General features: G+C 63.7%; 20 protein-coding genes. 9 read left to right on the plus strand and 11 right to left on the minus strand.

Features of this window, described 5'->3' with window-relative positions:
- Nucleotides 1-731 precede the first annotated feature (731 nt).
- The 3 genes from ABIA42_RS04240 to ABIA42_RS04250 all read left to right on the plus strand — a co-directional run bounded on the left by ABIA42_RS04240 (nt 732) and on the right by ABIA42_RS04250 (nt 4,602).
- Nucleotides 732-1,861 (plus strand): IS3-like element ISRj2 family transposase gene (locus ABIA42_RS04240; protein ID WP_109866565.1). Its coding sequence is split into 2 segments (ribosomal slippage): nt 732-984 and nt 984-1,861, totalling 1,131 coding nucleotides; the frame shifts between segments, so codons are not numbered across the junction.
- A 757-nt stretch (nt 1,862-2,618) separates the two neighbouring features.
- Entirely contained in the window at nt 2,619-3,323 is a 705-nt protein-coding gene (locus ABIA42_RS04245) for a hypothetical protein (protein ID WP_370115315.1), read from the plus strand.
- A gap of 307 nt (nt 3,324-3,630) precedes the next feature.
- Nucleotides 3,631-4,602 carry an ABC transporter substrate-binding protein gene (locus tag ABIA42_RS04250; protein WP_370115313.1) on the plus strand — a complete coding sequence of 324 codons (972 nt, stop codon included), beginning with the start codon at nt 3,631-3,633 and terminating at the stop codon, nt 4,600-4,602.
- Nucleotides 4,603-4,800: 198 nt separating this feature from the next.
- Here ABIA42_RS04250 and ABIA42_RS04255 read toward each other — a convergent pair whose 3' ends face one another.
- From ABIA42_RS04255 to ABIA42_RS04275, 5 genes are all read right to left on the minus strand, one after another.
- Nucleotides 4,801-5,007 carry a YodC family protein gene (locus ABIA42_RS04255; protein WP_271526656.1) on the minus strand — a complete coding sequence of 69 codons (207 nt, stop codon included), beginning with the start codon at nt 5,005-5,007 and terminating at the stop codon, nt 4,801-4,803.
- A gap of 317 nt (nt 5,008-5,324) precedes the next feature.
- Nucleotides 5,325-6,077 carry an HAD family hydrolase gene (locus ABIA42_RS04260; protein WP_271526655.1) on the minus strand — a complete coding sequence of 251 codons (753 nt, stop codon included), beginning with the start codon at nt 6,075-6,077 and terminating at the stop codon, nt 5,325-5,327.
- A complete protein-coding gene (hemF, locus tag ABIA42_RS04265; protein WP_271526654.1) occupies nt 6,074-6,961 on the minus strand; it encodes an oxygen-dependent coproporphyrinogen oxidase in 888 nt (295 codons plus the stop codon). The genes ABIA42_RS04260 and hemF overlap by 4 nt, the downstream gene beginning before the upstream one ends.
- 19 nt (nt 6,962-6,980) lie before the next feature.
- Nucleotides 6,981-7,613 carry a 7-carboxy-7-deazaguanine synthase gene (gene queE / locus ABIA42_RS04270; protein ID WP_370115310.1) on the minus strand — a complete coding sequence of 211 codons (633 nt, stop codon included), beginning with the start codon at nt 7,611-7,613 and terminating at the stop codon, nt 6,981-6,983.
- Nucleotides 7,614-7,631: 18 nt separating this feature from the next.
- On the minus strand, nt 7,632-8,090 hold the full coding sequence (locus ABIA42_RS04275; RefSeq protein WP_370115308.1) for a tRNA (cytidine(34)-2'-O)-methyltransferase: 459 nt from the start codon (nt 8,088-8,090) through the stop codon (nt 7,632-7,634).
- 278 nt (nt 8,091-8,368) lie between these two features.
- Here ABIA42_RS04275 and petA point away from each other — a divergent pair, with 278 nt between their 5' ends.
- The 6 genes from petA (at nt 8,369) to ABIA42_RS04305 (ending at nt 15,588) form a co-directional block, all read left to right on the plus strand.
- The gene (petA, locus tag ABIA42_RS04280) at nt 8,369-8,899 is read left to right on the plus strand and encodes a ubiquinol-cytochrome c reductase iron-sulfur subunit (RefSeq protein WP_028179384.1); all 531 of its coding nucleotides are present in this window, start codon (nt 8,369-8,371) and stop codon (nt 8,897-8,899) included.
- 62 nt (nt 8,900-8,961) lie between these two features.
- Complete coding sequence (gene fbcH / locus ABIA42_RS04285; RefSeq protein ID WP_370115306.1) at nt 8,962-11,034, plus strand: cytochrome b/c1; 2,073 nt, start codon at nt 8,962-8,964, stop codon at nt 11,032-11,034.
- Nucleotides 11,035-11,221: 187 nt separating this feature from the next.
- A complete protein-coding gene (locus ABIA42_RS04290; RefSeq protein WP_370115304.1) occupies nt 11,222-11,896 on the plus strand; it encodes a dienelactone hydrolase family protein in 675 nt (224 codons plus the stop codon).
- 20 nt (nt 11,897-11,916) lie between these two features.
- The gene (locus ABIA42_RS04295; protein WP_370157120.1) at nt 11,917-12,534 is read left to right on the plus strand and encodes a hypothetical protein; all 618 of its coding nucleotides are present in this window, start codon (nt 11,917-11,919) and stop codon (nt 12,532-12,534) included.
- Nucleotides 12,535-12,763: 229 nt separating this feature from the next.
- Complete coding sequence (locus ABIA42_RS04300; protein ID WP_271526648.1) at nt 12,764-14,929, plus strand: anthranilate synthase component I; 2,166 nt, start codon at nt 12,764-12,766, stop codon at nt 14,927-14,929.
- Nucleotides 14,930-15,048: 119 nt separating this feature from the next.
- Nucleotides 15,049-15,588 (plus strand): adenine phosphoribosyltransferase, encoded by a 540-nt coding sequence (locus tag ABIA42_RS04305; protein WP_018323310.1) that lies wholly within the window; start codon nt 15,049-15,051, stop codon nt 15,586-15,588.
- Nucleotides 15,589-15,604: 16 nt separating this feature from the next.
- Here the strand turns inward: ABIA42_RS04305 and ABIA42_RS04310 are convergent, their stop codons facing one another.
- The 6 genes from ABIA42_RS04310 to ABIA42_RS04335 form a co-directional block, all read right to left on the minus strand.
- Nucleotides 15,605-15,937: a GIY-YIG nuclease family protein gene (locus ABIA42_RS04310; protein ID WP_370115300.1), complete on the minus strand. Its 333-nt coding sequence runs from the start codon at nt 15,935-15,937 to the stop codon at nt 15,605-15,607.
- A gap of 258 nt (nt 15,938-16,195) precedes the next feature.
- Nucleotides 16,196-16,864 (minus strand): hypothetical protein, encoded by a 669-nt coding sequence (locus ABIA42_RS04315; protein ID WP_271526645.1) that lies wholly within the window; start codon nt 16,862-16,864, stop codon nt 16,196-16,198.
- Nucleotides 16,865-16,924: 60 nt separating this feature from the next.
- Nucleotides 16,925-17,677 (minus strand): hypothetical protein, encoded by a 753-nt coding sequence (locus ABIA42_RS04320; RefSeq protein ID WP_028179390.1) that lies wholly within the window; start codon nt 17,675-17,677, stop codon nt 16,925-16,927.
- Nucleotides 17,678-17,885: 208 nt separating this feature from the next.
- Complete coding sequence (locus tag ABIA42_RS04325; RefSeq protein WP_271526644.1) at nt 17,886-19,109, minus strand: M48 family metallopeptidase; 1,224 nt, start codon at nt 19,107-19,109, stop codon at nt 17,886-17,888.
- A 150-nt stretch (nt 19,110-19,259) separates the two neighbouring features.
- Nucleotides 19,260-19,820 (minus strand): LemA family protein, encoded by a 561-nt coding sequence (locus ABIA42_RS04330; protein WP_271526643.1) that lies wholly within the window; start codon nt 19,818-19,820, stop codon nt 19,260-19,262.
- A 139-nt stretch (nt 19,821-19,959) separates the two neighbouring features.
- On the minus strand, nt 19,960-20,937 hold the full coding sequence (locus ABIA42_RS04335; RefSeq protein WP_370115296.1) for a small ribosomal subunit Rsm22 family protein: 978 nt from the start codon (nt 20,935-20,937) through the stop codon (nt 19,960-19,962).
- Nucleotides 20,938-21,025 lie beyond the last annotated feature (88 nt).

A 21,025-nucleotide genomic window follows, 5' to 3' on the forward strand; every position in this document is an offset into this window, starting at 1 on the left:
GATTGATCCAATCGGCGGCAAAGCCAGGGCAGCCTGCAGATGGTTCCTGCGCGGACGCGAAACAAAGCGCTCGCTGTCCAGCAGATAAGGGAGCATTGTCTCGCTACCGCCGAGCGGCCCGCAGCATCTACCGGTGGTGTGAACGCGAGTCGCGCTCCCGCTCCACCCCGCAGCGGAGCATCAAACATGTCGGCTCGCCGATCCCCGGAACCATCATCGACATTCGAATACCGTCTGGCGCAAGAGGCACTCAACCTTCGTCAGCAGGCCAAAGGGATGCCCCTCGGGATCCGCCGCACAGAGCTTTTGCGAAAAGCCCGGCAGATCGATGCTGCCGGAGAGGTCAACAAGTGGCTGACCTCGCCGGGATTGCAGCCACCAGGTTGAGATTTGCAGCATGATCCGGAAAAGTATGCATCGGTTTTCCGAAAAGGATCATGCTCGAACGATAACCTGGAGCGCGATGTCGCTTCATCCTGATTGCATCGCGTTTTAGGCCGCGCCATAGCACGATGTGATGAACCTCGGCACGCAACGCGGCGACCAACTCTTGTCGGGATTTTACTCTCACCCTCCCGGGGCTGGAAGGACGCCGCCTGCGCTTTATTTCAAGCGGGCGGCGTTTTTGTGCGCGGTGGCAAGCAGAGCTGGCCCCGCAAATTCGGACAGTAGCTTGAGTGGATTTTCTGCCTGACAGCGGCGAGGATTCTTGCTGCGAATCAGGAGCGAAGATGACGAAGAAGAGCCGCCGGACGCATTCTCCGGCATTCAAGGCGAAGGTTGCTTTGGCTGCGGTCAAAGGAGACAAGACACTGGCGGAGCTGGCGCAACTGTTTGATGTTCATCCGAACCAGATCACGATCTGGAAAAACCAGCTCCTGGAAGGCGCCGCCGGCGTGTTTGGGCATGACAAGACATCGGCCGAGACGCCGGTCGATTTGAAGGCGTTGCATGCCAAGATCGGCGAGCTGGCGTTGGAAAACGATTTTTTGTCCGGCGCGCTCACCAAGGCGGGCCTGCTGAGCGCAAAGCGATGATCGACCGCGGTCATGATCTTTCTATCGTGCGCCAGGCGAAGGTCCTGAAGCTGGCTCGCAGCACGGTCTACTATGAACCTCGGCCAGTTTCGGCCGAGGACCTTGCCTTGATGCGTCGGCTCGATGAGCTGCATCTCGATTATCCCTTCGCGGGAGCGCGTATGCTGCGATCGTTGCTGCGGCGGGAGGGGGTATACGCCGGTCGCCGCCACATCGCGACGCTGATGAAGCGCATGGGGATCGAGGCGGTCTATCGTCGCCCGAACACGAGCAAGCCGGCTCCGGGTCACAAGATCTACCCGTACCTGTTGCGCGGATTGAAGATCGAGCGGCCCGACCATGCGTGGGCAATGGACATCACCTACATTCCGATGCGGCGTGGCTTCGTCTATCTCGCGGCGGTCGTCGATGTGTTCAGCCGACGGGTCCTGGCCCATCGCGTCTCGATCACAATGGAGGCGGCCTTCTGCGTCGAAGCGGTCCAGGAGGCGTTGGCGAAGCACGGCAGGCCCGCGATTTTCAACACGGACCAGGGCAGCCAGTTCACCAGCCTCGAGTTCACCGATGTGCTGCTGGACGCGAAGATCGCCATCAGCATGGATGGCAAGGGCGCCTGGCGCGACAACGTGTTTGTCGAGCGGCTCTGGCGCACGGTCAAATACGAAGAAGTTTATCTCCGCGCCTACGACAGCGTGTCCGAGGCGCGAGCGTCAATTGCCAAGTATCTGGCCTTCTACAATCAGGGACGCCCTCACTCGAGCCTTGACGGGCGCACGCCCGACGAGGCTTACTTCGGCACGCAAGCTATGGTGATGGCCGCATGACCGTCGCCGACGATTTTGTCGTCGCTCTGGTCGGGCTACGCCCTCCCGACGCAACGACAAAATCGTAAAGCCCCGCGTTCAGCATAACCCGGCAGGAATCCACTTAAATCCAGCGGGGCGCTGTCCAAACAACCGGGGCCAGCTCTAGCCGTCGGATGCGACGTCTGGAGGCCGAAAGCGGTTTTCATGCGGCTTTCGAGGAACGCCGCTGGGAGATCGGCTTTAAGCTCAATCACCTTTTCGGATTCCTGGGCTGCTATCGGTGACTGAGAGCTCGTTGCTCCCGCCTGCACGCCGCGGGATGCACATGTGCAACAAGTGCGACCAGATAGATAATGAGATTGAACAGTTCCGCCGATTGATATCGCCGGGAATGGACGCGCTTAGCCTGACGATGATCCGATGCGCCATCGAATTGCTGGAGGCTGACAAGGCGGTCGTTCATTGCCGCGGCATTGTGCACCAGCCAGCGCGCCCAAGTTCGTAACCGTCTTGGATCTCGCCGCTTGCCCGGTTGCGAAGTTGCTTGCCGAGGCTGCCTGATGATCGGGGCATTCCCGCAACTGCGCGGGCAAGAGCCACACGGCACCTTGTGGGCTTGGACTGGCCGAGGCCGACATATCCGGTCCGGCCGGCAAGCGGCGAATCCAATGTCCCGGCTTCCTGGCATCGGGTTGCGGTTCTGCCCCAATCGAGCAATAGAAGATTCTTGGAGGCCTGCCTCCGCTCTGGAATGGTATGATCGCGAGCAACCCCTATGCTGACGTCCATCCCGCACCCGCAGATCTTGTTTATTGATGGCCTGCCTGGTTCCGGCAAGAGCACGGCCGCAGCGGCACTGGGCGATTCAGTCTCCGACAGCAAGGTTTTCGTCGAGAGTGCTCCAGATCATCCCTTGCTCGTGGGCAGGCCCGACCGGATGGGAGCAGCCTTCGCAGACATTCACGAGACACACTCTGTAGGTTCGTTTGCCGCTGCGGCGCTCGGAAGGTTGGAAACATTCCTGGAGAGCGCTGGTCATGATGTGCTGTACGTCTTTGAGAGCCATCCCATCCAGAGCACGGCTCGGGTGCTTTTTCAGTTGGACGCGCCTCAAACGACGATACTTCGGTTTTGGTCGGATCTGCAGGAACGGCTGGCCGTCGCTCAACCTCGGCTGATCTACTTCCAGGAGCCGAATCCTCTGCATGCCCTCAAGGAGACCAATCGAAAGCGAGGGCCAATTTGGGAGAGCTACTTCGGTGAAGCATTCCAGCGATCACCATGGATGCAGGCACGCGCGCTTTCCGGCGCCGAAGGCGTGGATCAGATGGCCGTCGCGTATGCAGATTTGATGGATCAGTTGGTGGATCTGTGGCGGTTCCCTAAGCTGAAACTCCCCGCACGGCCGGAGAACTACGAAGCGCGGACGGATGTGCTGACCAAGTGGGTCGTGGCGCCAGCAAGCCGAGAGCAGCACTAGCGGCAGCCGCGCGGAGGTTCGATGTGCCTTCACGTCCGGACAAATGGCCCATCAGCGAAGTAGGGTACAGTTCACCTTTTTGATGCCGCTTCGATAAAGCGAACTACGAACGTCGGCTTTTGATCCCTGGCTGAACAACGAGGCGCCCATCGTCACGTCGGCTGCAAACCGGACGCGGGAGCGGTTTCACCTCAGCCGCCACTTGTGCCCCTCAGAGGACCTGCGACCATCTGCCCGCAGTGAGTGCGAGCACTCTCAAGACGTGATACTCTCGCGCCCGGCGTCCTCAACATCTGATGAGGATCGAATGAAGCGGCGGAAGTTCATAGCGGCTACTGCTGTGTTGCTCGTTTTGCCCCGGCGTCTGTGGGCGCAGAGGAAGCCTCGTCGCATCGGCTTTCTCGCTATAGGTGATGGGAGCGGGCAGGCCCTTAATCCGGCCGAGCGTGTATTCCTTGATGGGCTCCGACGCTACGGCTGGACGGGTGGAAACCTGATTATCGAATTCCGCTTCTCTCATCCAGCCGATCGATTGCCAGCTTCGGTCGCCGACCTGCTGGCTCTCAATCCCGATGTACTAGTCGCTGCGGGACCTCCAGCGGCCTTAGCCCTGAAGTCGGCAACCGCCACCATTCCGATCGTATTCGTGGCTGTGGCCGATCCCGTCCGCCTCGGCCTCGTGCAAAGTCTATCGCGACCGGGTGGCAACATAACGGGTATTACCACAAACGTACCTGAAGATTTCTTCGGAAAACGTGTCGAAATCCTTCGCGAGCTCGTGCCCGGCGCCTCGAAAATCGCGATCTTGATCAATCCAAAGAACCCAATGCTCTACCTGGTGGAAGAGACACGCAACACGGCGCGGAGGCTCGGCATAGAGCTGCTGACGGTTGAAGCGGCCACGGCCGAGGAACTTGACAGCGCCTTTGCTTCGGCTTCTGCCCAAAACGCCGATGCGATAATAGATTTCGGTGATCCGCTCACCTATGTCGAGGCGCCGCGAATAATCGCACTCGCGGCGAAACATCGTCTGCCCGCAAACTACTTGTTCCGAGTCTACGCCAATGGCGGATTGTCCGTCTACGGCGCGGATACAGCCGATCTATTCCGCCGTGCAGGCAGTTTCGTCGATAGGATACTCAAGGGTACCAAGCCTGCCGACCTACCGGTAGAGCAACCGACGAAATTCGAGCTGGTCATCAACATGAAGACCGCCAAGGCGCTCGGGCTCACCGTGCCGCCCTCGCTACTCGTCCGCGCTGATGAGGTGATCGAATAGAGGCGCCTTTCCTGCCGCTGTGCAGGAGTCCCGTCATGGCCCCTGGCTGCCCATCTGTTGCCACGCCCGGAAGACGGCTCGCGCCTTCCTGCGACATCCAGCGATGTCGTCCGCCGCACTGCTGTTGGCAGAGAAGCGGACATCGGGAGCGTCGCAGCGGGACGCTCCGTTCTAACGAGCATGCAGTGTCAGGCGCGCCTACTCCTCCTCGTCTTCGTCGTCTTCCTCATCTTCTTCCTCATCTTCTTCCACCTGCACGAGCACGGCCAGCGGCAGCGTCTCGCGGAACAGGTCGCCTTCCATGCCCATCCACAGGCACAGCACCTCGTCCGCCTTCACCTCCGCGACGGTCAGCGGCTGGCCGCCGGATTTCAGCATCACCACATCGCCGGCTTTCAATTCCATGGATTGTCCTTTCGGGTTGATCGGCCGTGAGGCTAACAGGCCGTCATGACATGCCGATCACGCCGGGTGCGCGTTCCGGGAGATTCGGCGGCCGCCTCGCGCTACGGTCTCAGCCCCGCTCTGCTCGTGATCGGCTGGCACTGGTTGCTGATGCGGCTCACGCAGAAGCCTGTCCATCACAAGCCCCGCGACGATGACATCATGCCCCTGTTTTGCCCGACGGATCAAAGCGAATTTCGCTAAATCCGTAAGTCATTGATTTTGCAGCAGCCCGCTACTGTGCATGGGGTTGTTTTCGCAGCTCTTGTTTTGCCTGGTTACGCCTGGTCAGGTAGCAGCTCGCCGAGCGAGCGGATGATGCGGTCGGGCTTGACCGTCGAGCCTTCGGGCAGGCCGTCGCCATGCACGTCCATCCAGATCGAGTAGATGCCGAGACGCTGCGGCGTCACGACCTCCCATTCCAGGTTGTCGCCGATCATCCAGGTCTCCTCGGCGGTGACGCCGAGCGCCTGCATGGCGTGCAGATAGGCGCGCTCCTCGGGCTTGCCGAAGCCGTGCTCGCCTTCGATCTGGATGTGGTGGAAGCGGTGCGCCAGCTCGAAGCGCTCGACCTTGGCGCGCTGCATGTCCGCGGCGCCGTTGGTGACCAGCGCGAGCTTGATGCCGAGCGCCTTGAACTGGTCGATCGCCTCATGCGCACCGGGAAACACGAACATCTCCTCCTCGCGATAGGCGGTGAAGCGGTCGGCGAGGCGAACGGCGAGATCGTCGGGCAGGGCGCGATGGCCGGCCGCCGCAAGCGCGGCAAAGCCGCCCTTGACCGTCAGGTGCCGCGCCTCGGCGAGCTTCATCCGCCACGCTGCTTCCGCGTTCGCCCAGAAGTCTCGCGCGAAAGCCAGCACCGCGGTTGCGACCTGGGCCGGCGGCAGCGGCGCAAGCTCCTCGGCAAACTCGTTCGCGATGGTGTTCCAGGCGATCTCCGGCCGGCCATAGGCCGACAGGATGGTGTCGTCCATGTCGATCAGCATGGCGCGCGGCAGCGGTCTCACGGCAAGCTTCATCGTCGTCATGGCCACTTCACCTCCGGAGGCAGCGACGACAGGATGGAGTCCACATTGCCGCCGGTCTTGAGTCCGAAGATGGTGCCCCGATCGTAGAGCAGGTTGAACTCGACATAGCGGCCGCGCCGGATCAGTTGCTCCTCGCGATCCTCCGCGGTCCAGCTCGTCGCGAAATTGCGCCGCACGATCTCAGGATAGATCTTCAGGAAGGCGCGGCCGACGTCCTGGGTGAAGGCGAGGTCGGCGTCCCAGTCGCCGCTGTCGTGCCAGTCGTAGAAGATGCCGCCGATGCCGCGCGCCTCTTTCCGGTGCGGCAGGTAGAAATACTCATCGCACCACTTCTTGTACCTGTCGTAGTCGGCGACGCCATTCGGCTGCACGCAGGCCTGTTTCATCGCGGCATGGAAGGCGATCGTGTCGGCATCCTCCTGCGTCCGCCTTCGCTCCAGCACCGGCGTGAGGTCGGCGCCGCCACCGAACCAGGCCTTGGTGGTGACGACGAAGCGGGTGTTCATGTGCACGGCGGGCACGTTCGGATTGCGCAGATGCGCGATCAGCGAGATGCCGGAGGCCCAGAACTTCGGGTCTTCCGCGGCACCCGGAATCTGTGCGCGAAACTCGGGCGCGAACTCGCCGTGCACGGTCGAGCAGTGCACCCCGACCTTCTCGAACAGGCGGCCATGCATCATCGACATCACCCCGCCACCGCCGGCCGCGCCGGTATGATCGGTGCGCTCCCAGGGCGTGCGCTTGAAGCGGCCGGCTTCGCCGGGATAGAGGCTTTGCGGTGCGTCATCCTCGAGCCGCTCGAAGCTTTCGCAGATGTCGTCGCGCAATCGCTCGAACCAGGCGCGGGCGCGGGCCTTGCGGTCGTCCATCGTTGAGGCGTCCATCTGCATTCCCGGTCGCGTCCTATCTGATGCCGAGCGATTTGTGCGTCTGCACGCTGAGCCGCCATTGCGGATGGCGCAGGCAGTAGTCGATCGCCTGTGCGGTGTTCCTGATGACCTCGGGCCCATCCATCGGCTGCAGCGAGAAGCGCTCGAAGGCCAGGTCCTCGAAAGTCTCGGGCGCAGCCAGCGCCTGGGGATAGACCAGCTTCAGCTCGTGCCCTCGGCGGAGGACCAGCTCGCTGCCGCCCTTGGGGCTGACGCAGATCCAGTCGAGCCCCGCCGGCGCAGGGATGGTGCCGTTGGTCTCGACGCCGATCTCGAAGCCGCGGGCGTGGAGCGCCTCGATCAGCTCGGCATCGACCTGGAGCAGCGGCTCGCCGCCGGTCAGCACCACGTAGCGATTGTCGCCTGAGGCGGTCCATTGCGCGGCAATGGTGTCCGCGAGTTCCGCGGCCGAAGCATAACGGCCGCCGAGGGTGCCATCGGTGCCGACGAAATCCGTGTCGCAGAACTTGCAGGTCGCGTCCGCGCGGTCGGCCTCGCGGCCGCTCCAGAGATTGCAGCCGGCAAAACGGCAGAACACGGACGCACGCCCGGCATGGGCGCCTTCGCCTTGCAGGGTCAGGAAGATTTCCTTGACCGCGTAACTCAATCGTCTCTCCTCAACCTGTCAGACTTGCGGGTTCCGGATCTGCCGCAGCGCCTCGCCTGCGGCCATGGCCGCGCTCATCGCCACGTTCAGCGACCGCAGCCCCGCCTCGATCGGGATCACCAGCCGCGCATCGGCGGCCTCGACCACCGCGTCGGTGACGCCGGCGCTCTCGCGTCCGAATAGCAGGATGTCCGACCTCTGGTAATGAAAATCGCGGTAGTCGGTCGCAGCCTTGGTGGTGAACAGCAGCAGCCGGTGGCCCTGTGCCGCGCGCCAGTCCTCGAATTTCGACCAGGAGTCGTGGCGGGTCAGCCTGACATGATCGAGGTAATCCATTCCCGCCCGGCGGAACAAGCGGTCGGAGACGGGGAAGCCGGCAGGCTCGATGATATGGGCGGCCATGCCCAGGCAGGCGCAAAGCCTGAGAATCGTGCCGGTGTTCTGAGCGATGTCAGGCTGAAAAAGCGCTATCTGCATGGGCTGTGTCGGGGGTCGATGCGGGCGGGAATGTCTCAATAAAACATCGCCCGCCCGGGAATTCGTGCATGGCACGCTCCCACGCCGTTAGCGGGCTTGCGCTCGCCCGGCAAGGGTGCCAATAGAACGATTCTGGACTGCTGTTTCACCCGTTTAGAGGTGAACAAGCGAAGTTCTGCCGCCGCGGGGGGCCGCGGGCGCCGGCAGCCTTTCCGGGGACCTCATGGGCGCCCCTCGGAGCGGTTCCACCGGTAGCATAAGAAGAAAGGGTTGGAATCGTGACGACAGCGTCTTCGGCGGACCATCCGACACGCCGTGATTTCTTATTCGTTGCTACCGGGGCCTTCGCAGCAGTAGGGGGCGCGGCCGCGCTCTGGCCTTTTATCTCCCAAATGAATCCGGACGCTTCGACGATCGCCGCCGGTGCGCCGATCGAGGTCGATCTCAGCCCGATCGCCGAGGGCCAGGACATCAAGGTGTTCTGGCGCGGCAAGCCGATCTACATCAGCCACCGCACCAAGAAGCAGATCGAAGAGGCGCGCGCCGTCAACGTGGCGAGCCTGCCCGATCCACAGACCGACGAGGCCCGCGTCAAGTCCGGCCACGAGCAGTGGCTGGTCGTGATCGGCATCTGCACCCATCTCGGCTGCATCCCGATCGCTCATGAAGGCAATTACGACGGGTTCTTCTGCCCCTGCCATGGTTCGCAGTACGATACGTCCGGCCGCATCCGCCAGGGGCCCGCGCCCACGAACCTGGTAGTGCCGCCGTACCAGTTCGTTTCCGACACCAAAATCCAGATCGGCTGAACCTCGGACTTTCGTCCGAAGCTTCGCGTCGTCTCGTCGTACTATTTCCTCAGGATCGCATCATGAGCGGACCATCCGACTACCAGCCGAGCAATCCGGCCCTGCAATGGATCGAGCGGCGTCTGCCGATCTTTGGTCTCATCCACTCCTCCTTCGTCGCCTATCCCACCCCGCGCAACCTGAACTACTGGTGGACCTTCGGCGCCATCCTCTCCTTCATGCTGGGGATACAGATCCTGACCGGCGTGATCCTGGCGATGCACTACACGCCGAATGCCGACCTTGCCTTCAAGTCGGTCGAGCTGATCGTCCGCGACGTGAACTACGGCTGGCTGCTGCGCAACATGCACGCGGTCGGGGCCTCGATGTTCTTCGTCGCCGTCTACGTCCATATGTTCCGCGGCCTTTACTACGGGTCGTACAAGGAGCCGCGCGAGGTGTTGTGGATTCTCGGCGTCATCATCTACCTCCTGATGATGGCGACCGGCTTCATGGGCTACGTGCTGCCCTGGGGCCAGATGAGCTTCTGGGGCGCCACCGTCATCACCAATCTGTTCTCCGCCGTTCCCTATGTCGGCGAGAGCATCGTGACGCTGCTGTGGGGCGGCTATTCGGTCGGCAATCCGACGCTGAACCGCTTCTTCTCGCTGCACTATCTGCTGCCCTTCGTGATCGCGGGCGTCGTCGTGCTCCACGTCTGGGCGCTGCACGTCGCCGGTCAGAACAATCCCGACGGCGTCGAGCCGAAGACGGAAAAGGACACGGTGCCGTTCACGCCGCATGCCACCATCAAGGACATGTTCGGCGTCGCCTGCTTCCTGCTGCTGTACGCCTGGTTCATCTTCTACATGCCGAACTATCTCGGCGACGCCGACAACTACATTCCGGCGAACCCGGGCGTGACGCCGCCGCACATCGTGCCGGAATGGTATTACCTGCCGTTCTACGCGATCCTGCGCTCGATCCCGGACAAGCTCGCGGGCGTCATCGCGATGTTCGGGGCGATCATCATCCTGTGCTTCCTGCCCTGGCTCGACAACGCCAAGACCAGGTCGTCGAAATACCGTCCGCTTGCGAAGCAGTTCTTCTGGATCTTCGTCGCGGTCTGCATCCTGCTCGGCTATCTCGGTGCGCAGCCGCCGGAAGGCATCTACGTCGTTGCCGGCCGGGTCCTGACGTTCTGCTACTTCGCCTACTTCCTGATCGTGCTGCCGCTGCTCGCGCGTATCGAGAAGCCGCGGCCGGTGCCGAACTCGATCTCGGATGCAGTCCTGGCCAAGACCGGGAGCAGATCGACGCCGATGGTCTCGACCGCGATCGTGCTGGCGCTCGCGGGTTCGTTGTTCGCGGGCTCGATCGACAGCGCGAAAGCGTCTGAAGGCAGCGACACGCCGCCGGGCAACAAATGGTCGTTCTCGGGCCCTTTCGGTACGTTTGACCGCGGGGCGCTGCAGCGCGGCCTGAAGGTGTACAAGGAGGTGTGCTCCAGTTGCCACGGCTTGTCTTACGTCGCCTTCCGCAACCTCGCCGAGTCCGGCGGACCCGGCTATTCGGTGGCGCAGGCGTCGGCGTTTGCGTCCGAGTACAAGGTCAAGGACGGTCCGAACGATGCGGGTGACATGTTCGAGCGTCCGGGCCGGCCGGCGGACTATTTCCCCTCGCCATTCCCGAACGAGCAGGCTGCGCGTGCGGCGAACGGTGGTGCGGCGCCGCCCGACCTGTCCCTGATCACCAAGGCGCGCTCTTACAAGCGCGGCTTCCCCTGGTTCATCTTCGACGTCTTCACCCAGTACCAGGAGCAGGGGCCTGACTACGTCACCGCGGTGCTCCAGGGGTATGAGGAGAAGGTGCCTGAGGGCGTCACCATCCCGGAGGGATCCTACTACAACAGGTACTTCCCGGGCCACGCCATCAAGATGCCGAAGCCGCTCAGCGACGGCCAGGTGACCTATGACGATGGCTCGCCGACCACGGTCGCCCAGTACGCCAAGGACGTCACCACGTTCCTGATGTGGACTGCCGAACCGCACATGGAAGCGCGCAAGCGTCTCGGCTTCCAGGTCTTCGTGTTCCTGATCATCTTCGCGGGCCTGATGTATTTCACCAAGAAGAAGGTCTGGGCCGACTCGCACTGAGCGGCGCAAGACGAATGAGAAAAGAAAGAGCCCCCGCGAGGGGGCTTTTTTATTGGCCCAACTCTCCGTCATTCCGGGTTCGGTGCTGCGCACCGCCCCGGAATGACGGGAGTGTGGATTGCGTCGCGCCCGTCTAGACGCCACAATAACCCTCAACCGCTCCCCCAAAAACGCGTCGGAGGACACCATGGGAACCACCATCACGTTCAAGCGCCCGGACGGCAAGGACGCCTCGGGCTATCTCGCCAATGCCGCACGCGGCAACGCGCCGGGCGTGGTCGTGATCCAGGAATGGTGGGGCCTGTCGGACCAGATCAAGGGCCTGTGCGACCGCTTTGCGCTGGCCGGCTTCGACGCGCTCGCGCCCGATCTCTACAAGGGCAAGGTGGTGCCCTATCACGACACGGACAGCGCCAACAAGGAGATGAGCTCGCTCGACTTCATGGACGCCACCACGCAGACCGTGCGCGGCGCCGCGCAATATCTGGCGCGCAACGGCGCCAAGGTCGGGCTGACCGGCTTCTGCCTTGGCGGCGCCGTGACCATCATCGGCGCGACCAAGATCCCGGAGCTCGCGGCCGGCGTCGTGTTCTACGGCATCCCGCCCGAGCAGGCGGCCAAGCCCGCCGACGTCAAGATCCCGCTCCAGGCCCATTTCGCCAACAAGGACGATTGGTGCACGCCGGAGCTGGTGAATGGCTTCGAGAAGGCCATGAAGGCCGCCGGCAAGTCGCTGGAGCTGTTCCGCTATGACGCCGAGCACGCCTTCGTCAACGAGCAGCGCCAGGCCGTGCACGACCGCGAAGCCGCCGAGCTCGCCTGGGGCAGGGCGACGGAGTTCTTCCGCAAGCACCTGGGGTGATGAGGAAGAAGGCAGCCGGCATGCCGACCTCGTCTTTCTCGCACCGCCTCGTCGGCCGGATCGTGCGAACGATCGTGGCCGCCGTCGGCGTGCTCCTGGGGGCGGCGACTCACGCAACGGCGCAGCAGGCCTTCGTGACGCTGCACGGCGATCCCAAGAAGGAGGCCTGGTGGCTCATTGCGGATTTCCATCCGTTCACGACCGAGGTTCGCGGCATTCCCGCGAACCAGATCCGCAAGAACTGGTGCAAGGCGACCGAATTCCGCAAGGACCTCATTCCCAGGGACTTGCTATTCGAGGACGGCACGGATGCGATGGAGGAGAGTAAACTGTCCTTCGCGATCGAAGGCCAGTTCGACGGGACGGCCACCAGACAGGTCGCGTTGGTCGGCGTCTTCCAGGAATGCGCAGGTCCGAAGGGCAGGTTCATCCTGATCCTGGACCAGCCGACCGTTGGGACGCCGAATATCCGCTTTGTGAGCGCGGTGCACGAGGACCGTCAGTTCGGTGTCTTGCAGAAGGGAAAGGACAGCAGCATCGTCGTCTTGACATGCATGCAGTGCGACGACTTTTCGATCCTGAAATGGGATCGGAGGAAGCGCAAGTTCGGCCGTCAGCCTGACCCCGGCGTGCAATAGTCGGCAACTCGGCTCCCAACAAGCGGCTCTTGACGCCGCCCGCGGGCCATGGTGAGTATCCGCCCCATGAGCACCGCCGTCCGCCCAGCCCGTCTTTGGTGGCGCACCTCCTGAGAGGTGGCCGGTGCGATTTCTTTTCTTAAAATCGTCTGAGGTCGCCAGCACAGCGCGGCGGCCTGATCGTTTGTCCTGTGTGGCGTTCCCTCGGCAAGTCTCGTAAGAGGACCCCATGAACAGGACAGTCTTCGCCCTCCCGGCCAGAAGCGACTACATGACCCGCGCGGGTCTTGCGATCACGCGCGTGGCGGAGCAGTTTACCGGCGGCGCCAACAGGCTCGACGACCTCGTCAGTCTGCTCGACCGCCGCCGCGGCGTGGTGCTGTCCTCGGGCACGACCGTGCCTGGGCGCTATGAGAGCTTCGACCTCGGCTTCTCCGATCCGCCGCTCAAGCTCGAGACTGTGGGCGTCAACTTCAAGCTGGAAGCGCTGAACGAACGCGGGCAGGTCCTGATCGCCTTTCTCGGCGACGTCCTGCGCGAGCCCTGCGTCGTGATCTCCGAGCGCACCGCTTCGCGTCTTGCCGGCCACATCATCCGCGGCGATGCGCCGGTCGAGGAGGACCAGCGCACGCGGCGCGCCAGCGTGATGTCGCTGGTGCGTGACCTCGTCGCCGCCTTCTCGGCCAATGACGACGGGCTGCTCGGCCTGTTCGGCGCCTTCGCCTACGATCTCGTCTTCCAGATCGAGGACCTCGTGCAGAAGCGCCCGCGTGAGGCCGACCAGCGCGACATCGTGCTCTATGTGCCCGATCGCCTGCTGGCCTATGACCGCGCCACCGGGCGCGGCGTGGTGCTCTCCTACGACTTCGCGTGGAAGGGCAAATCCACCGAGGGCCTGGCGCGCGAGACCGCCGACAGCCCGTACTTGAAGACGCCGCGCCAGGGCTTCGCCGATCACGCGCCTGGCGAATATCAGGCCACCGTCGAGACCGCGCGCGCGGCCTTCGCGCGGGGCGATCTGTTCGAAGCCGTGCCGGGGCAGCTCTTCGCCGAGCCCTGCGACCGCTCGCCCGCAGAAGTGTTCCAGCGGCTCTGCGTCATCAACCCGTCGCCCTATGGCGCGCTGATGAATCTCGGCGAGGGCGAGTTTCTCGTCTCGGCTTCGCCGGAAATGTTCGTGCGCTCGGATGGTCGCCGGGTCGAGACCTGCCCGATCTCGGGCACGATCGCGCGCGGCGCCGACGCGATCGGCGATGCCGAGCAGATCCGCCAGCTGCTGAACTCGGAAAAGGACGAGTTCGAGCTCAACATGTGCACCGACGTCGACCGCAACGACAAGGCACGTGTCTGCGTGCCCGGTACCATCAAGGTCTTGGCGCGCCGCCAGATCGAGACCTACTCGAAGCTGTTCCACACCGTCGATCACGTCGAGGGCATGCTGCGCCCCGGCTTCGACGCGCTCGACGCCTTCCTCACCCATGCTTGGGCGGTGACCGTCACAGGCGCGCCAAAGCTCTGGGCGATGCAGTTCGTCGAGGATCACGAGCGCTCGCCGCGGCGCTGGTATGCGGGGGCGATCGGCGCGGTCAATTTCGACGGCAGCATCAACACCGGCCTCACCATCCGCACCATCCGCATGAAAGATGGGCTTGCCGAGGTGCGCGTCGGCGCGACCTGCTTGTTCGATTCCGATCCTGCCGCGGAAGACCGCGAATGCCAGGTCAAGGCTGCCGCGCTGTTCCAGGCGCTGCGCGGCGATCCGCCGAAGCCGCTGTCGACCTTTGCACCCGATGCCACCGGCTCGGGCAAGCAGGTGCTGCTGATCGACCACGACGACAGCTTCGTGCACATGCTCGCCGACTATTTCCGCCAGGTCGGCGCCAGCGTCACCGTGGTCCGCTATGTGCATGCGCTCGACATGCTCAAGCAGAAGAGGTGGGATTTGCTGGTGCTGTCGCCCGGCCCGGGCAGGCCCGAAGATTTCGGGATCAGGAAGACCATCGATGCGGCGCTGGAGAACAAGCTGCCGGTATTCGGCGTCTGCCTCGGCGTGCAGGCGATCGGTGAATATTTCGGCGGCGAGCTCGGCCAGCTCACCCATCCAGCCCACGGCCGCCCCTCGCGGGTGCAGGTTCGCGGCGGCCGCCTGATGCGCAATCTCCCGAACGAGATCGTCATCGGCCGCTATCATTCGCTCTTCGTCGAGCGCGACAGCATGCCGGAGGTGCTGAGCGTCACCGCCAGCACGGAGGACGGCGTCGCCATGGCGCTCGAGCACAAGACCCTGCCGGTGGCCGGCGTGCAATTCCACCCGGAATCGCTGATGTCGCTCGGCGGCGAGGTGGGGCTGAAGATTGTTGAGAATGCGTTCCGGCTGGATGCTGGGGCGAGTTGAGTGCAGAATATTTCCCCTCGTCATTCCGGGATGGTGCGCCAGCACCAGACCCGGAATCTCGAGATTCCGGGTTCGATGCTGACGCATCGCCCCGGAATGACAACTGAGATGAGACCCGAATGACTTTTGACCACGACATCAAGGCGAGCGTCCGCACCATTCCCGACTATCCCAAGCCGGGCATCATGTTCCGCGACATCACGACCCTGCTCGCGGACGCGCGGGCGTTCCGCCGCGCGGTGGACGAGCTCGTCAACCCCTGGGCCGGCAACAAGATCGACAAGGTTGCCGGTATGGAGGCGCGCGGCTTCATCATCGGCGGCGCGGTGGCGCACCAGCTCTCGGCCGGCTTCGTGCCGATCCGCAAGAAGGGCAAGCTGCCGCACACCACCGTGCGCATCGCCTATTCGCTGGAGTACGGCATCGACGAGATGGAGATGCATGTCGACGCGATCCAGCCTGGCGAGCGCGTCATCCTGGTTGACGACCTCATCGCCACTGGCGGCACCGCCGAGGGCGCGGTGAAGCTGCTCCGTCAGATCGGGGCCAACGTCGTCGCCGCCTGCTTCATCATCGACCTGCCCGAGCTCGGCGGCGCCGCCAAGCTGCGCGCCATGGACGTGCCGGTGCGCACGCTGATGACGTTCGAGGGACACTGAGAGGCTGCCGCGATCCTTAGATCGCCTCGGCGTTCAGCTCGGCCCGCCAATGCAGCAGGCGCTCCTTCAGGAGCGCGTTCCTGACATAGGCGGTCTCCTCGTCGTCCAAACGCTCGCATTCGCCAAAGGTCAGGCCGGCCTTGCCATGCGCATTCCAGGCAGCCTGGAGGTTGTGGCAGATGTGGCTGCCCTGGCGCAGCGAGAACCAGATGCGGTTCTGAATCGTCTCCAGGTTCGACGCCTGGCCGACCCAGGCCTGCCCCGACGCCGCGCAGCGCACGGCGTAGATGCCCGCAATGGTCTTGCGCTCCTTGTAGGCGGCGATTGCTGCTTTCCGGTCGATGCTCACGGGTAACAAGCCCTGCTAAGGGGATATCGATGCCCGCCTCAATAAGCCGGCTCCAGCTCGCCGTCAATATTATCCGGGTAAAATAATTGTACCTCGGTGTGGCGGAGTGGGGCGGCCTCGCTTCCCCCGTCATTCCGGGCGCGCATCAGCGCGAACCCGGACTCCATTGCGCGGGTCGCCTCTGCGGCTCGATGAATTCTCAGGTGCGCAAGTGGGTACCATAGCTCGCGACTTCGTCGCGCCCCGGAATGACATCTCTCAGGATCGCTGCAGGATCAGGCTGAGCTCGAGCTCGCGGAACGCGATGTAATTTCGCCGGGTCCACTGATGCAGCTCGGTGGAGTGGTCCTTCTCCTGGCGCAGATAGCCGGTGAAGGAGAAGCTCAGCCGGTCGATATAGGTCTTGAGGAAGCCGGGTAGCGCGGGCAGGCGGAACAGTCGGCCGCCTGCCATCGCGGACGGCAGCTCGCCGCGCATGACATATTCGTTGTCCACCGTGATCAGGTTCATGCGCGGGATCTGCCCGCGCAGCATCTCATGGGCGCGGGCCGAGGCGCGGTCGGTGTCGGCGACGAACAGGATCTGCAGGGCGACATGGCGGCGCGCCGCCTCCTTCAAGAGGCCGATCTCGTCGGTCATCTTGAAGAACTCGTCGAAGGCGTGGAAGCCGAGGTCGATCACCTTGGCAACGCCGTCATCGAGGATGACGCGGTCCATCAGCTGCATCTTGCCGTAGGTGTCGATCACGTCCGCGGTTTCCGTGACCTTCGGCAGATAGTCGAGCAGAGACGGCTCCTTCAGGTTGACGTCGAAGGCTGCGACGTTGCCGTTCTTGAGCAGCAGGAATTCGCTCAGTAGCCGCGCCAGCAGGGTCTTGCCGACCTGCGGGCGGGGCGAACAGATGATGTAGACGGGTGTCGCGGGCATCGACAGCTATATCAGGCCAACTCACCACCCAATCCAGCCGTATCCGCCCGGGCTCCGCAACTATTTTTCGCTGTTGCGGGTCGCGGGCTTCGAACCGACGATGTCGGTCAGCCGGATGCGGTCGAACTCGCTCCAGACATTGGCCAGCCAGTGCCGGACATAGCCGCGCAGCACGAAGGAGTAGTTGGCGGCCTCGTCGTTGATGCCCTTGTTGGCGACGAATTTCAGGAACGGGACGGAGGAGACCTCGACCTGCTCATAGGCCATTTCGTTGAGCTTGGGGATGGTCAGCTCGGTCGCGTCCTTGATGCGGTGGAAATAGGAATTGTAGGTCGCCTGGTCCCACTGGAAGAACTGGGTGTCGTTGATGAAGTTCTTCACCAGGAAATATTTCGCGCCGCCCATGAAGCCCGCGGTCTCGGCGATCTCCTCCAGCGAGGCGATCGAGGGGCCCAGGATGTGGAACACGGCAAAGGTGATCTGCCCGGCCTTGGCGGCATCGAGGAAGCCGATGTCGCGCAGCGAAGCCAGGGCCGGCGAGAGCAGGCCGGCGCGGACGTCGATGACGGTCACCGACGGGCTCACCGCATTGAGCGTGTCGAAGATCTTCATCTGGTCCGCCGTCGTCGTCATGTCGACGATCTCGGTGATATCGGGGTGGAAGCGCTTCAGGGTTCCGCGCGGGGACTCCGTGTCGAACGCGCGGGTCGGCACGTTGTTGGCTGAGAAATAATCGAGCAAGGTCCGCGACACCGTGGTCTTGCCGACCCCGCCCTTGTCCGCGCCCACCACAACCACTGCCGGCTTTGCCATTGCTGTCCCCTAACGCGCGCCCCCGATCGCGAGGTCGCAATCGGCCAGGCCCCAAATCGATGTCCCAAAGATGGTCCCAAGTCTGCTGTTGGGCGCGAACATGGCAGAAACAAGGGAGAATTCAATTCCTTGGACCGCAGTTGCGGCAATTCCCTTGGTTTTTCCCGATCACCGGGAAAACCGCCGCGTGTAGCGGTAAATCACGCGCTCAATGGCGGCCCCAAGGTCCCATCGCATTGCCCGCCGGAGTTCCTGAAGGGCCTGGGGCCGGCACGGGCGGCGATCCAGCCGGGTTGCCTGCGTCGTTCCACGGCCCGTGCGGCAGCGGCGGCTGCGCATCCTGCGGGTTGGCCTGTGCCTCGGGTTGTTCCGTCTCGGGTTGATCCGTCTCTTCAGCGGGGTCTGGCAGCGGACCGGGGTCGTGGCCGCCGGCGAACTTGACCAGCGCATCGACCCGGGACTGCACCGAGGGATGGGTCGCGAACAAATCGGCAAAGCCCTCGCGCGGATTGTCGACGCAGAGCTCCATCACCGCCGAGGTCGCGCCAGGCAGCTCGCCGCGGCCCTCGATCTTGCGCAACGCCGAGATCATCGCGTCAGGATCTTTCGTCAGCTCGACGGAGCCAGCGTCGGCGAGAAATTCGCGCGACCGCGACAATGCGAGCTTCACCACCTGGGACAACAGCCAGGCCACCACGATCAGCACGACCGCGATGATGATCACGATCACCGCCCCTCCGCCGGAGTTCTTGCTGTCGCTCGATGACGAGGACGACCGGGACGAGGAGGAGCCCGAGGACCACGAGCCACCGGAGCCGGAGCTCCAGTTGAAGTTCGTGAACAGGCGGAAGAACAATTCGCCGAAGAAGCCGACCACGCCGGCGATGATGACGGCGACGACCATGAGCTGCACGTCGCCGTTCTTGATATGGGTCAGCTCGTGGCCCAGCACCGCCTCGATCTCCTTGTCGTTCAGCGCGGCGAGGAGGCCGGTGGTGACGGTGATGGAATATTGCCGCGGATTGAGGCCGGTCGCGAACGCGTTCAGCGCCGGGCTCTCCATGATCTTCAGCTTCGGCATGGTGATGCCGCGCGAGATGCAGAGGTTTTCCAGCAGATTGTAGAGCCGCGGCTCCTCCTGCCGGGTCACGTCGTGGCCGCCGGTCACGGCGTCGATCATCGACTGGTGGAAGAAATAGGCGATCATGACCCAGAGCGCCGCCGCGATCGTCGCGAACGGTGCGGCTTTGAGCAGGTCGGTGAAGGCGCGGCTCAGATAGTAGGCGACCGTGCCATTGCCGTCGATGACGACCTCGGCGACCAGTGCGCCGGCATAGACCAGCACGTAGACCAGCATGAACAGGCCGGCGAGCAGCAGCATCGAACGAAACTTGTTCGAGGCAATGTGCGTGTAGAGACCATACGCGGCCATGGCGCGTCTTTGTCAAAGTCCGTCGTTCCGGGGCGCGCCGAAGGCGTGAACCCGGAACCTGGAGATTCTCTGGTGCGCAATTGCGCACCATAGTTCGATGCTACGCATCGCCCCGGAACGACGGAGGAAAACGATCGGCATGCGAGGCAATCAGAACTTCACCTGCGGCACCGTCTCGACCTCGGTACGGCTGGCGCCGAGATCGAAGAAGTCCTTCCTGGTGAAGCCGAACATGCCGGCGAACAGCGCAGCGGGCATCTGCTGGATTCCGGTATTGTACTCCTGCACCGCGTTGTTGAAGAAGCGGCGGCTCGCCGCGATCTTGTTCTCGAGGTCGGAGAGCTCGCTGGCGAGCTGCTGGAAGTTGGCGTTGGCCTTGAGGTCGGGATAGGCCTCCGACAGCGCGATCAGCCGGCCGAGCGCGCCGGACAGCTGGTTCTCGGCTGCGGACACCTGCGCAGGTCCCTGCGCCGACATCGCCGAGTTGCGCGCCTTGATGACGTCGTCGAGCGTGCCGCGCTCGTGCGACGCATAGCCTTTTACGGTCTCGACCAGGTTCGGGACCAGGTCGTGGCGCTGCTTGAGCTGCACATCGATATCGGCGAAGGCCTGGCCGACGCGCTGGCTCAGCGCCACCAGGCGGTTATAGGCGCTGAAGGCGAACAGCACGAGGACGACGATGACGCCGAGAACGATCCAGCCGGTCGACATGGAGAACTCCTGAAGAGGGAAGAAGACGGGCGCTAGGGTAGACCAAATTGGCGCAGGATGAGAGCCCGACGCAGAGGGAAGGTAGGACTTGGTCTGACCGGGAGCCATCCGAGTTCAAGGCGAAAGCCCTCAAACGAGGTTAACTTTCGGCAAGGACGGCATCGCCCCAGCGCCAGCGCCGGGCACGTGCATAGGCCGTCTTGTCGCGGCGGGGCACCTTCGCGAGTTCAACGCCGCCCTGGCTGCAGAGCCTTGCCGTGATCTCGGCCTTGCCGACATCCGGCGGGGCCAGCACGCGCGCCGCGCGCGTTGCGGGTGGTGTGCGGGTCAAGCCGACGTAGATGAAGCGCTCGTCCTCGAACGGCACCTCGGCACCCTTGATCTGGCGGTGTGCCTGGGAGCGCGGCAGACGCTGGCTGAAATGGCACCAGTCGGGCGCGCTGAGCGGGCACGGCCTTTCGTGCGGACAGGGTGCGGCGACGAAAGCGCCGGCCGCAATCAATTGCTGGCGCAGTGCGAGAATGCGGGCGTAGCCGGCGGGCGTGCCGGGCTCGATCACGACCAGCGCGTGGCGCGCCTTCGCCCACATCGCCTCGGTGAGCGCGCGCTGATCGGCCTCGTTGAGCTCGCCGATGACGTAGCTGGCAACGACGAGATCGGCTTGTGACACCTCGGCGAGGTTACCGCTGGCATCCCCCGGCAGATAGCGACACTCCGCGAGGCGCGAGCTGCCGCGTGCCAGATCGAGCGCGAGCCGGCTCAGGCTGGCGTTGGCGTCGAGCAGGGTAACGTCTTGCAGCGACGGAAAGGCTTCGGCGGCGGCCCAGCTCGCGGTGCCCGGGCCTGCGCCGACGTCGAGCAGCGTTTCGGGGGCGAGATCGGGTGCGATCTCGGTCAGCGCATTCAGGCTGGCTGCGACGGCAGCGTAGGTCGCCGGCATGCGCGCCAGCGCATAGGCGAGCGCATCGGCTTCCGACTTGATCGTGCCGGAGCCGCCGCCGGCGCGATAGGTGGTCGAGATTTTCTGTGATCGCTGTGCGGCGTCGGTGCGCGAAAAGCCTTGCAGCTTGGCATCGAGGGCCGCTTTCAGTTCGGCCGGGAGGGTGGGTGAGATCATGTTGGCCCACCATCATTCCGGGACGCGACGAAGTCGCGAACTCGGAAGCTCGAGATTGCAGCGCGAGATTCCGGGTTCTCGCTGCGCG

The sequence above is a fragment of the Bradyrhizobium sp. USDA 327 genome (assembly GCF_041262065.1).
In the GTDB taxonomy this organism is placed as follows: Bacteria; Pseudomonadota; Alphaproteobacteria; order Rhizobiales; family Xanthobacteraceae; genus Bradyrhizobium; species Bradyrhizobium liaoningense.